Origin of the sequence: Bradyrhizobium sp. BRP22 (assembly GCF_020194175.1) — a bacterium.
Classification (GTDB): domain Bacteria; phylum Pseudomonadota; class Alphaproteobacteria; order Rhizobiales; family Xanthobacteraceae; genus Bradyrhizobium.
Map to the genome: position 1 here is coordinate 1 of NZ_JADYVX010000007.1, position 12378 is coordinate 12378.

The window sequence follows — 12378 nt, forward strand, 5'->3', positions numbered from 1 at the left end:
CATAATCTTCGACCCGTGCAGGTAGAAGGCTGACCTGATCCCGGCTGACGCCGGTCTTGAACCTACGATTCGTCATACCGAATCGTACACTCGTTCCTACAAAAAGCTCAGATTCTTACCCAGTCTCGAAGCGCAATCCGGGGCCGCTCGTGAGGCGGATGTAGTTTTCCCGGGTTGCGCTTCGCTCCACCCGGGCTACAGGACCCGCAACGTCAGCGCACGTTGGCGAGGCGCATGTCGAGATAGCCGGTGACCGTTTCCATCAACGGTTCGAGCTTGCCGTCGAAGAAATGGTTGGCGCCGGGGATGACCTGCTGATCGATCACGATGCCCTTTTGCGTCTTCAATTTCTCGACCAGCGTGTTGACGTCCTTGGCCGGCACCACGGCATCCTTGTCGCCATGCACGATCAGGCCGGAGGACGGGCAGGGCGCCAGGAACGAGAAGTCATAGAGATTGGCGGGTGGCGCGATCGAGATGAAGCCCTCGACCTCGGGCCGGCGCATCAAAAGCTGCATGCCGATCCAGGCGCCGAACGAGAAGCCCGCGACCCAGCAGGCGCGCGCTTCCGGGTTAATGCTCTGCGCCCAGTCGAGCGCGGACGCAGCATCGGACAATTCGCCGGTGCCGTGATCGAACGAGCCCTGGCTGCGACCGACTCCGCGGAAGTTGAAGCGCAGCACTGAGAAGCCACGATGCGCGAAGGCATAGTAGCACTGGTAGACGATCTGGTGATTCATCGTGCCGTGAAACTGCGGGTGCGGATGCAGGATCATGGCGATCGGCGCGTTCTTCTGCTTGGCCGGGTGGTAACGGCCTTCGAGACGGCCCGCCGGGCCGTTGAAAATAACTTCAGGCATCCGTGATCCCTTGAGTGATCCTACGCTTGACCATTGGTTGGCGCTGGGCAATCAACCGAGTTGTGCTGACTTTATCGGCCCCCGGCAGACAAAGTGGCTGGATTACCGCGATCGGCGTCGTCAGGCGGCTTCCCGCGAACGAACGGCGCCTCGGTTGGTTTTGAGGCCCGCGTTCTAGCATGAGGCGAGGGGCAAAAAGCAAGCATCTTGAACATCGCCAAGCGTGTTCAATGCGTTAGCTGGTGATTGCGGGCGTCATCGCAGTTACCAACTGGCATAACGCCGGCAAGACTCGAGTGAAGATTGCAGGCAAGAGGCTGGAAGACGTATTTAGGTATTATATTACCTCATGAAGGGCCGAGTCTATCTCGACTGGAATGCGACCACGCCGCTTCGCCCTGAGGCGAAGGCGGCAATGGCGGCGGCATGGGAATTGTGCGGCAATCCGTCCTCTGTGCATGCCGAGGGGCGGCAGGCGCGGCGCCTGGTCGAGGACGCGAGGAGCGCGATTGCAGCGGCGGTTGGTGGCAGGGCGCAGGACGTGGTGTTTGCCTCCGGTGGCACGGAAGCGAACGCGCTGGCGTTGACGCCGGGGATGCGACGCGGCGGCGGTGCGCCTGTCCAGCGGCTGCTGGTGTCGGCGATCGAGCATGCATCGGTGCTATCGGGGGGACGCTTTGCGGCCGAGGCCATCGAGACTGTCGCCGTGACGCCGTCTGGCGTGCTCGACCTTGATCACCTCCGCGGCAAGCTCGCTGACGGCCCGCCGGCGCTGGTGTCGGTCATGCTTGCCAACAACGAGACCGGCGCGTTGCAGCCGGTCTCGGAGGCGGCCGAAATCGTTCATGCCGCCGGCGGCCTGCTCCACGTCGATGCGATCCAGGCGTTCGGAAAGATGCCGTTCGATCTGCAGTCATTGCAGGCGGATCTGGTGACGCTGTCCGCGCACAAGATCGGCGGTCCCAAGGGCGTCGGGGCCGTGGTTCTGGCTGACGGCATGGAGGGGCTCGAACCCCTGCTGCGGGGCGGCGGCCAGGAACTGGGACGCCGTGCCGGTACCGAGAATGTTGCCGGCATCTCGGCCTTTGGCGTGGCTGCCAAGGTCGCGATGGCCAGCCTTTCGAACGATATGACTCGGGTGAAGGCCCTGAGGGACCGGCTTGAGGCCGGCCTGAGGGAGATTGGTGGTATTATTGTATTCTCCGACGGTATGCCGCGGCTGCCGAACACGACGTTGTTCACCGCGCCCGGTTTGAAGGCCGAGACAGCCGTGATCGGGTTCGATCTGGCCGGTATCGCTGTATCCTCGGGTTCCGCCTGTTCCTCGGGAAAGGTCCAGCCCTCGCATGTGCTGGCCGCCATGGGGTTCCAGCCGGACCTCGCCCAGGGAGCAGTGCGGCTTAGTCTTGGCTGGTCTACATCGCCAACAGATATAGATTTGACCGTAAAGGCTTGGCTAACGCTCGCCAATACCTTACTTAGAGGGGGACGAAACACAGCTTGAACGGTTCTAAGCGGGTTTTTCGTCCACTAAGCAACCGTACCACTCTTTAGAACTGATCCACCGCGGTCCTTGAAACCGCGAGCGGAGGATTGAATGCCTGCTGTACAGGAGACGGTCGACCGTGTCCGACGGATCGACGTCGATCAGTATCGATATGGGTTCGAGACGCTTATCGAGTCCGAAAAGGCCCCCAAGGGGCTCTCGGAAGATATCGTCCGCTTCATCTCAGAGAAAAAGAACGAGCCGGCCTGGATGCTGGAATGGCGCCTGGAGGCGTATCGCCGCTGGCTGACCATGACCGAGCCGACCTGGGCGCGCGTCAACTATCCCAAGATCGACTACCAGGACCTCTATTATTACGCGGCGCCGAAGCCGAAGAAGACGCTGTCGTCGATCGACGAGATCGATCCGGAGATTCTCAAGACCTACGAGAAGCTCGGCATTCCCTTGCGCGAAGTCGCGATCCTCGAGGGCGTCGAGCCGCCTCCGGGCGGAGAGCCGTCGGAGCAGCGCAAGATCGCCGTCGACGCGGTGTTCGACTCGGTGTCGGTGGCGACCACCTTCCAGAAGGAACTGAAGAAGGCCGGCGTGATCTTCATGCCGATCTCTGAGGCGATCCGCGAGCATCCTGAACTCGTGCGGAAGTATCTCGGCAGCGTGGTGCCGACCTCGGATAACTTCTTTGCAACGTTGAACTCGGCAGTGTTCTCCGACGGCTCGTTCGTCTACGTGCCGCCGGGCGTGCGCTGTCCGATGGAATTGTCGACCTATTTCCGCATCAACGAGCGCAACACCGGCCAGTTCGAGCGCACGTTGATCATCGCCGACAAGGGCTCCTATGTGAGCTACCTCGAAGGCTGCACCGCGCCGCAGCGCGACGAGAATCAGTTGCATGCCGCGGTCGTCGAGCTCGTCGCGCTCGATGACGCCGAGATCAAATATTCGACGGTGCAGAACTGGTATCCCGGCAACTCCGAAGGCAAGGGCGGCATCTACAATTTCGTCACCAAGCGTGGCGACTGCCGCGGCAACCATTCGAAGATCTCCTGGACCCAGGTCGAGACCGGATCTGCGATCACCTGGAAATATCCAAGCTGCATCCTGCGCGGCGACAATTCGCGCGGCGAATTCTATTCGATCGCGATCTCGAACGGTTACCAGCAGGTCGACAGCGGCACCAAGATGCTCCATCTCGGCAAGAACACTTCGAGCCGGATCATCTCCAAGGGCATCGCCGCCGGCAAGTCGCAGAACACCTATCGCGGCCTCGTCACCGCGCACCGCAAAGCCACCGGCGCGCGCAACTATACCGCCTGCGACTCGCTCCTGATCGGCGACAAGTGCGGCGCGCACACCGTGCCCTACGTCGAGGCGAAGAACTCGTCGGCGACGTTCGAGCACGAGGCGACGACCTCGAAGATCTCCGAGGACGTGCTGTTCTACTGTACTCAGCGCGGGCTGAGCCAGGAGGAAGCGGTCGGCCTCGTCGTCAACGGCTTCGTCAAGGACGTGCTGCAGCAGCTCCCGATGGAGTTCGCGGTCGAGGCGCAGAAGCTGATCTCGATCTCGCTCGAAGGTTCGGTTGGATAATCCTCATCCTTCGCAGGCCTGCCGTAGCGGCGCCTTAAGGATGCTACCTAGGAAAACTGTAATGGCATTGCTCGAAGTGAAAGACCTCCAGGTCCGTGTCGAGGATCGCGAAATCCTCCATGGATTGTCGCTGACCGTGAACGACGGTGAGGTGCACGCGATCATGGGGCCGAACGGCTCCGGCAAATCGACGCTCTCCCATGTCATCGCCGGCAAGCCGGGCTACGAAGTCACCGGCGGACAGATCCTGTTCCGCGGCGAGGACCTGCTCGAAATGGAGCCGGACGAGCGCGCCGCCAAGGGCGTATTCCTGGCGTTTCAGTATCCGGTGGAAATCCCGGGCGTCACCACCATGAATTTCCTGCGTACCGCGCTGAACGCGCAACGCAAGGCACGTGGCGAAAGCGAACTGCTCGTGCCGGACTTTCTGAAGAAGGTGCGCTCCGTCGCAGCCGGGCTCAACATCCCGCAGGACATGCTCAAGCGCGGCGTCAATGTCGGCTTCTCCGGCGGCGAGAAGAAGCGCAACGAGATCCTGCAGATGGCGCTGTTCGAGCCGAGCCTCTGCATCCTCGACGAAATGGACTCCGGCCTCGACATCGACGCGCTCAGGATCGCGGCCGACGGCGTCAATGCGTTGCGCTCGCCCGAGCGCGCGATGGTCGTGATCACCCACTACCAGCGGCTGCTCAACTACATCGTGCCGGACTATGTGCACGTGATGGCGAAGGGGCGTGTCGTGAAGAGCGGCGGCAAGGAGCTGGCGTTGCAGCTGGAAGAATCCGGCTACGCGCAGTTCGAAGACGCCGCCTGAGCCTGAACGGAATTCGTGATGAACGTCGTGTTGGCAAAAACCGATACCGGACGCGCGGTGAGCAGCAGCTTTGCGCTCGCACGCGAGCGGTTGCCTGGCTCGGGCAAGGTCGCCGAGCAAAGGCGGCAGGCCTTTGAGGCCTTTGAGCGTGCGGGCCTCCCGCACCGCCGGATCGAGGATTGGAAATATACCGATCTGCGCGTCCTGATGCGCGAAGTGTTGCCGCTGGCGGCAGCACCGGACACGGCGGCGCTGTCGCGCGCGGAAACCGCGCTCAAGCTGCACGCTATCGAACGCACGCGCCGTCTGGTGCTGGTCGACGGCGTGTTCGCGCCAAAACTTTCCGACCTTGGCAAGTCCGAGAAGGGCCTGTCCGTTCGCACGCTGCGCGAAGTGCTGGAGGCTGGAGACGGCGCGCTGCAGAGCGAGTTGCTGGCGTCGGATAACTCCAATCCCATGATCGCGCTGAACACGGCGATGGCGACCGATGGCGTCGTGATCGAGATTGCCAACGGCACCGTGCTCGAGCAACCGCTCCACGTGGTCCATGTCGCGAGCGCGACTACACCGGCTGCGACGTTCACCCGTTCGCTGCTCCGGATCGGACGCGATGTGGCCGCGACGCTGGTGGAAAGTTTTGTCGCCGCCGAGGGCGCAAAGGCGTATCAGACCTACGACTCCCTGATCGTTTCGCTCGACGATAACGCGCGGCTTGATCATCTCCGTCTGGTCGAGGACGGACTGGAAGCCTTCAACATCGCTTCCGCGGCGGTGACGCTCGGCGCGCATGCGCAGCTCAACACGTTTGGCATGGTGTCGGGCGCAAGCGTCAGCCGCTATCAGCCGACCATCGTGTTCGCAGGCGAGGGCGCCCGGGTCGACACCAATGGCGTCAACCTGATCAAGGGCCGCCAGCACGCCGACACCACGCTGTTCATGGATCACGCGGTGCCGAACTGCGCCAGCCGCGAGGTGTTCCGCGCCGTGATCGACGATCGCGCTCACTCGGTGTTCCAGGGCCGCATCATCGTCCGTCCCGATGCGCAGAAAACCGACGCCAAGATGATGACGCGGGCGCTGCTGCTGTCCGATGAGGCCGAGGCCGACAACAAGCCCGAGCTCGAGATTTTCGCCGACGACGTGACCTGCGGTCATGGCGCCACCACCGGTGCGCTGGACGAAAGCCTCTTGTTCTATCTGCGCGCGCGCGGCCTTCCCGAGAAGGAAGCGCAGGCGTTGCTGATCCAGGCCTTTGTCGGAGAGGCCATCGAATCCATCACGAGCGATTCGTTGCGCGAGCATGTGATCGCGGCGGCACGGCGCTGGCTGGAGGCAAGGGGATGAGCATGCATCCGGCGGTCGCCAACGGCGCTTACGATATCGCGCGGGTGCGTGAAGACTTTCCGGCGCTGGCGCTGCAGATCTACGGCAAGCCGCTGGTCTATCTCGACAACGCGGCCTCCGCGCAGAAGCCGAACGCGGTTCTCGACCGTATGGCCGAAGCCTACAAGACCGAATACGCCAATGTGCACCGCGGACTGCACTACCTCGCCAATGCCGCGACCGAGGCTTACGAAGGCGCCCGCACCAAGGTGGCGCAGTTCGTCAACGCCCGGCGCACCGAGGAGATCATCTTCACCCGCAACGTCACCGAGGCGATCAACCTGGTCGCATCGTCATGGGGCGAACCCAATATCGGGCCGGGCGACGAGATCGTGCTCTCGATCATGGAGCACCATTCCAACATCGTGCCCTGGCACTTCCTGCGGGAGCGGCATGGCGCCGTCATCAAATGGGCGCCGGTCGATGACGACGGCAATTTCCTGATCGAGGAATTTGAGAAGCTGCTCTCGCCGCGTACCAAGCTGGTCGCGATCACGCAGATGTCGAACGCGCTCGGCACGCTGGTCCCGATCAAGGACGTCGTCAGGATCGCGCATGACCGCGGCATTCCGGTGCTGGTCGACGGCGCGCAGGGCGCGGTGCATCTGCCGATCGATGTCCAGGACCTCGACTGCGATTTCTATGCCTTCACCGGCCACAAGGTTTACGGGCCGACCGGCATCGGCGCGCTCTATGCCAAGCATGAGCTGCTGGTCGCGATGCGGCCGTATAACGGCGGCGGCGAGATGATCCGCGAGGTCGCAAAGGACTGGGTCACCTATGGCGACCCGCCGCACAAATTCGAGGCCGGAACTCCGCCGATCGTGCAGGCGATCGGGCTGGGGGCCGCGATCGATTACGTCAATTCGATCGGCAAGGAGCGCATCGCCGCCCATGAACACGGCCTGGTCACCTATGCCCAGGAACGCCTGCGCGAGATCAATTCGCTGCGGCTGATCGGCACCGCGCGCGAGAAGGGGCCGGTGATCTCCTTCGAGATGAAGGGCGCCCATCCCCATGATGTCGCCACCGTGATCGACCGCCAGGGCATTGCGGTGCGCGCCGGCACCCACTGCGTGATGCCGCTCTTAGAGCGGTTCAATGTCACTGCCACCTGCCGGGCCTCGTTCGGCATGTATAATACGAAAGAAGAGGTCGACCATCTGGCGCAAGCCTTGATCAAGGCCGGGGAATTGTTCGCATGACCGAGACAGCCGAAGACGTCAAAACCGCCCATGTGGAGACGAACTCCGCCTTGCCGCCGGAGGAGACCGAGCGTCTGAGCCAGGAGATCGTGGCGGCGCTGAAGACGGTGTTCGACCCGGAAATTCCGGCTGACATCTATGAGCTCGGATTGATCTACAAGGTCGATCTCAAGGACGACCGCGGCGTTGATGTGGTGATGACGCTGACCACGCCGAACTGCCCGGCCGCCGGCGAGTTGCCGACCATGGTGGAGAATGCGCTGGCCAGCGTTCCAGGCGTTGGCGTCGTCAACGTCAACATAGTCTGGGAGCCGGCCTGGACGCCGGACCGGATGAGCGACGAGGCCCGCCTCGTGCTCAACATGTGGTGAGGTTCGTTGCCCAAGCTATCCGGTGTCATCGAGACCGCGCTTTATGTCGATGATCTCGACCGCGCGCGTGCGTTCTACACCGATGTGCTTGGTCTTGTGCCTCTGACCAGCGATTCGCGGTTTTTGGCCTTCGACGTGGGAGGCCGTAACGTGCTGCTGCTGTTTCAACGCGGCGCCACGCTCGAGACGGTCCATTTGCCCGGCGGCACCATTCCGCCGCACGACGGCAACGGCCCGATCCACGCGGCCTTTGCCATCGCAGCCGACGAGTTGCCGGCCTGGGAAAAACGGCTGGGCGAGCACGACATCGCGATCGAAGGCAGGACCGATTGGCCGCGCGGCGGCAAGAGCATCTACTTCCGCGATCCGGACCGGCACCTACTTGAATTGGTCACACCGGGAGTATGGGCGATCTACTAAAGCGCGATGAGATGAGGATGAACCAACATCGCGCTTTAGGTTATTGTTTGAGCATGATCTTTTCGGAAACCGCTTCACACTTTTCCGGATCATGCTCTAGCAATGGTTCGGAAACGTGAGACGATTTTCCGGACAAGTTCTGGGCCACGTTGGAACATGAGACCTTCACAGCCGGAATTTCGTTGTTATTTTTAGAGCTAACAGACTTCGCCGCCGTGCGGCGGCAAGGAGATCCACTGCAATGGATACCATCGCACCAGTTGCCAAGCCGAAGCCGCGGCCGCGCCCGCAGGTGATGAAGCTGACCGACGCCGCGGCCGCGCGGATCACGGAACTGACCAGGCGCGCCGATTCGGAGATCGTCGGCCTACGCGTCGGCATCAAGAATGGCGGCTGCGCCGGACAATCCTATACGGTCGAATACGCCCACGAGATCCGGCCGACCGACGAGGTGGTCGAGGACAAAGGCGTGAAGATCCTGGTCGACCCCAAGGCAGTGCTGTTCCTGCTCGGCACCGAGATGGACTACAAGGCCGACAAGATGCAGGCGCAGTTCATCTTCAACAACCCGAACCAGGTTTCCGCCTGCGGCTGCGGCGAGTCGGTGCAGCTCACGCCGGCGAAGGTGTAAGCCTCTCGCCAAATGCACCGACCTCATCCTGAGAGCGCGTAGCGCGTCTCGAAGGATGGCCACGGGCGGGATCGAGGCCTCATGGCGAGACGCCGCTGCGCGGCTCCTCACCATGAGGGGCTAACGTCTGTGGCTGGGGCGCCATGATGGACCGCGAATTCCTGATCGATCTGTTTGCGGATTTCGGCCCGGTCACCATCCGCCGCATGTTCTCCGGCTATGGCATCTCCGCCGACGGCACCAACTTCGCATTATCGTTGCGCGCCGGGCTTTATTTCCGCGCCGACGAAGAGACCATTCCGCGGTTTGAAGCGGAAGGATCGAAGCCGTTCCAATATCAGACAAGCACCAGAACCGTCACGGTGAACTCCTACTGGCAGTTGCCGGCGCGGCTGTTCGACGATTCCGAAGAACTGGCGCAGTGGGCGCGGGCCGCGCTCGCCGCCGCGCAGCGCGCCGCCTCGCGCAAGCGGCCGAGACGGAAGAAGGCGGCGAAGGAGTCGGCCAAGAAGGGCGCGGGTAAGAAGCGCGTGGCAAAAAAGAAAGTGGCGAAGAAGGCCAAACAGAAATCGCCACAAAGAAAGTCCTCATCCTGAGGAGGCCGCATAGCGGCCGTCTCGAAGGATGGCCGCGGGCGAGATAGGGGCCTCATGGTTCGAGACGGCGCTTGCGCGCCTCCTCACCATGAGGAGCGGGCGCGGAGCGCGTTCGCAAGCATCAAGCCACGCGGCTGCGGATTTCGGCGGTGTATTCGGGGTCGACTTCGCAGACCACGCGGTTGCGGCCGGCGCGCTTGGCGGCGTAGAGGCAGGCATCCGCACGCTCGATCAGCGCATCGGTGTCGTCGCCCGGCTTCAGCATGGAGACGCCGACCGAGATGGTGACGCGGCCGAGGATCTCGCCGGTGGACTTCTTCTTCAATTCCTTCGCCATCACGGCGCGGCGGATGTGGTCGGCGACCGTCAGCGCCTGGCGCAGCGCGGTGTTGGGCAGTACGACCGCAAATTCCTCGCCGCCATAGCGCGCGGTGATGTCCTGGCCCTTGATGGTCTGTTTCAGGGACATGCCGACCAGCCGCAGCACCTGGTCGCCGGTGAGATGGCCGTAGGAATCGTTGAACGATTTGAAATGGTCGATGTCGAACATCAGGAGCGACAGCGGCTCTTCATTGGCGATCGCGGTCTGCACCGCCATCTCGATCGAGCGGTCGAAATATTTGCGGTTGCCGAGCCCGGTCAGCGGATCGGTCAGGCTTTCGGCGCGGATCGCCTCCAGGCTGTGCTGGAGATTGCTGATCTCGGTCTTTGACAGCGCCAGGCGGCTCTCCAGCGCCTTGTTGGTTTCGCGCATCTCGCGGGTCGACTTCACGAGCTGCTCGATGATCGGCTTGAACTGGTCGCGGTTCTTTGCGGCAGCGAGCTTTTCGCTGGCGCCGCTCAGGCTGGCGTCATAGCTCGCGGACATGGCGAGGGCATCCGAGATCAACGTCACGACATCGTCGATCTCGCCGATGACGCGTGCGCCGACCTTGTCGATGCGGTCCGATGTCTTGATGTGCGAGAGATAGGTCTCGTAGATCTGCTCGAGATCGGCTTCGCTCAGCCTGCCATTGCGCGCCAGAGTCTCGTTGATGATCTTGTTGAGCGGAGCGTTATATCCGGTCGCGTACACGTACCAGATTTCATAATTGCGGGGGACTGCGGTCTGTCGGAGCGACCTGATCTGGCCAAGCGCAACCTCGGCAAAAGCCATCGTGCGTTCGTGTTCGTCCAGCAGCTTGACCACTGATCAAGTCCCCAATGCCGAGCCGCGCTGCCCAGCCGCAATGACTAAAATTATCGTTGTCACGCTAATGGAGGATAATGAACGCCCCGTAAACACTACAATTGCACGGTTCGTGCCGATGATCCTGACGCAAGAATCAGCGGCGTGAAAAAAAGAGCCGGGCCAAGAGATTAGAGCGTCGGCTTGATTTGAGCCGACGCTGCCGGAAAGCGCTAGACGCGAGCGCGTACGGGGCGCAGCAGAAACGCGGGGAGATGCGAGTGATCGGCCGGCTCTGAGTCGACGTCGCGCGGCGTGTGTCGCGGCTCCGGACGTCCGATCGAAGGCACGCGCGGGCTAGCGGCGGCCTGCGGCTGCGCATTGCCGTTGCGGCCTTCGCGACCATGGCCGTGACGCGGCTCGCGTTCGCGCCGCGAATTGCGGCCACTGCGCTCGCGCGAACCATCGCGCCGTCGTGCCTCACGTGGCTGCTCGTCCGTCTCGCTCGCATCCGATTGAACCGTGAAGTCACCTTCGGCGCGTGGGATCGGCTGACCGATCAGCTTCTCGATCGCGGCGACCGACTTGGTATCGAGCGAGGTGACGATCGAGATTGCGGTACCGGTGCGGCCCGCGCGGCCGGTGCGGCCGATGCGGTGAACATAGTCGTCGGGATGGTGCGGGACGTCGAAATTGAAGACGTGGCTGACGGCGGGAATGTCGAGACCGCGGGCGGCAACGTCGGAGGCGACCAGGAGCGGTAATTCGCCCTTGCGGAATTGATCGAGCGCCGCCATGCGGGCGCTCTGATCCATATCGCCGTGCAGCGCGCCGACGCTGAAGCCGTGCTTCTGGAGCGATTTGTGAAGAATGGCGACTTCACGCTTGCGATTGCAGAAGATAATCGCGTTGTTGAGGTCTTTGGCGTCGCGCAGCAGGCGGCGGAGGATCTCGCGCTTCTGGTGCGGCTCACGCCCGGCGGGCACCTGCGACTGCGTAACTGTGACGGCGGTGGTCGCCGGCTTGGAGACTTCAACCCTGACGGGGTTGTGGAGGAAGGTATCGGTGACGCGCCGGATTTCCGGCGGCATGGTGGCGGTAAAGAACAGCGTCTGCCGGGTGAAGGGCACCAGCTTGCAAATGCGTTCGATATCGGGGATGAAGCCCATGTCCAGCATGCGGTCCGCTTCATCGATCACCAGCAGTTCGACGCCGGTGAGCAATAGTCCGCCGCGCTCGGTATGGTCGAGCAGCCGGCCGGGGGTTGCGATCAGGACATCGACGCCACGGGTCAGTTTGCTGTCCTGGTCGCCGAACGAGACGCCGCCGATCAGGAGCGCCACGTTGAGTTTCTGGCCGGCGCCATAGCGGTCGAAGTTTTCCTTCACCTGGGCGGCGAGCTCACGCGTTGGCTCCAGGATCAGGGTCCGCGGCATCCGTGCCCGCGCTCGGCCTTTCTCAAGGATGGTGAGCATCGGAAGCACGAAGGCGGCGGTCTTGCCGGTGCCGGTCTGCGCGATGCCGAGGACATCGCGGCGGGCCAGAACGTGGGGGATCGCCTGTTCCTGGATGGGCGTGGGATTGGTGTATCCGGAGGCCGCTACGGCGGCCAAGACCTTGTCGGAAAGGCCAAGATTGGAAAAAGACATTGAGCCTCTTGTCGACACCGCCGTTCGGAATCGAAGGTAAAAAGGCTGGTCGCGTTTCGCCCCGAAACGGCGTTGCTTCTCAAAAAAGCTCGGGGGCTCTGACTGACGCTGACGGGCGGCAAACTCAGGGAATCGCGTTTCGATCCAAGGCCGCGTTGCCCGGAACATAGGTTCGAAATCGCCAAAG

Annotated in this window: 12 protein-coding genes; 9 read left to right on the plus strand and 3 right to left on the minus strand. The window is 62.6% G+C overall.

Annotated features, from left to right (window positions below; all coding sequences use genetic code 11):
• Window positions 1-212: 212 nt before the first annotated feature.
• Entirely contained in the window at window positions 213-860 is a 648-nt protein-coding gene (locus I6F35_RS11520) for an alpha/beta hydrolase (protein WP_027584377.1), read from the minus strand.
• A gap of 349 nt (window positions 861-1209) precedes the next feature.
• Here I6F35_RS11520 and I6F35_RS11525 point away from each other — a divergent pair, with 349 nt between their 5' ends.
• From I6F35_RS11525 to I6F35_RS11565, 9 genes are all read left to right on the plus strand, one after another.
• On the plus strand, window positions 1210-2364 hold the full coding sequence (locus tag I6F35_RS11525; protein ID WP_225117788.1) for a cysteine desulfurase family protein: 1155 nt from the start codon (window positions 1210-1212) through the stop codon (window positions 2362-2364).
• 93 nt (window positions 2365-2457) lie between these two features.
• Window positions 2458-3954: a Fe-S cluster assembly protein SufB gene (gene sufB / locus I6F35_RS11530; protein WP_225117789.1), complete on the plus strand. Its 1497-nt coding sequence runs from the start codon at window positions 2458-2460 to the stop codon at window positions 3952-3954.
• 61 nt (window positions 3955-4015) lie between these two features.
• The gene (gene sufC, locus I6F35_RS11535; protein ID WP_225117790.1) at window positions 4016-4768 is read left to right on the plus strand and encodes a Fe-S cluster assembly ATPase SufC; all 753 of its coding nucleotides are present in this window, start codon (window positions 4016-4018) and stop codon (window positions 4766-4768) included.
• Between the two features lie 18 nt (window positions 4769-4786).
• A complete protein-coding gene (gene sufD, locus I6F35_RS11540) occupies window positions 4787-6112 on the plus strand; it encodes a Fe-S cluster assembly protein SufD (RefSeq protein ID WP_225117791.1) in 1326 nt (441 codons plus the stop codon).
• Complete coding sequence (locus I6F35_RS11545; protein WP_225117792.1) at window positions 6109-7356, plus strand: cysteine desulfurase; 1248 nt, start codon at window positions 6109-6111, stop codon at window positions 7354-7356. Before sufD ends, I6F35_RS11545 begins: the two co-directional genes overlap by 4 nt.
• Window positions 7353-7727, plus strand: a complete 375-nt coding sequence (locus I6F35_RS11550) for an SUF system Fe-S cluster assembly protein (RefSeq protein WP_225117793.1) — start codon at window positions 7353-7355, stop codon at window positions 7725-7727. The genes I6F35_RS11545 and I6F35_RS11550 overlap by 4 nt, the downstream gene beginning before the upstream one ends.
• A 6-nt stretch (window positions 7728-7733) precedes the next feature.
• Window positions 7734-8147, plus strand: a complete 414-nt coding sequence (locus tag I6F35_RS11555) for a VOC family protein (protein WP_225117794.1) — start codon at window positions 7734-7736, stop codon at window positions 8145-8147.
• A gap of 241 nt (window positions 8148-8388) precedes the next feature.
• Complete coding sequence (locus tag I6F35_RS11560) at window positions 8389-8778, plus strand: iron-sulfur cluster assembly accessory protein (protein ID WP_225117795.1); 390 nt, start codon at window positions 8389-8391, stop codon at window positions 8776-8778.
• Between the two features lie 146 nt (window positions 8779-8924).
• A complete protein-coding gene (locus tag I6F35_RS11565; RefSeq protein WP_225118028.1) occupies window positions 8925-9374 on the plus strand; it encodes a TfoX/Sxy family protein in 450 nt (149 codons plus the stop codon).
• Window positions 9375-9495: 121 nt separating this feature from the next.
• On the opposite strand, the gene I6F35_RS11570 is transcribed toward I6F35_RS11565, so the two are convergent.
• Together I6F35_RS11570 and I6F35_RS11575 are read right to left on the minus strand one after the other, a co-directional pair.
• Window positions 9496-10563: a GGDEF domain-containing protein gene (locus I6F35_RS11570; protein WP_225117796.1), complete on the minus strand. Its 1068-nt coding sequence runs from the start codon at window positions 10561-10563 to the stop codon at window positions 9496-9498.
• A 212-nt stretch (window positions 10564-10775) separates the two neighbouring features.
• On the minus strand, window positions 10776-12191 hold the full coding sequence (locus I6F35_RS11575; RefSeq protein ID WP_225117797.1) for a DEAD/DEAH box helicase: 1416 nt from the start codon (window positions 12189-12191) through the stop codon (window positions 10776-10778).
• Window positions 12192-12378: the final 187 nt, after the last annotated feature.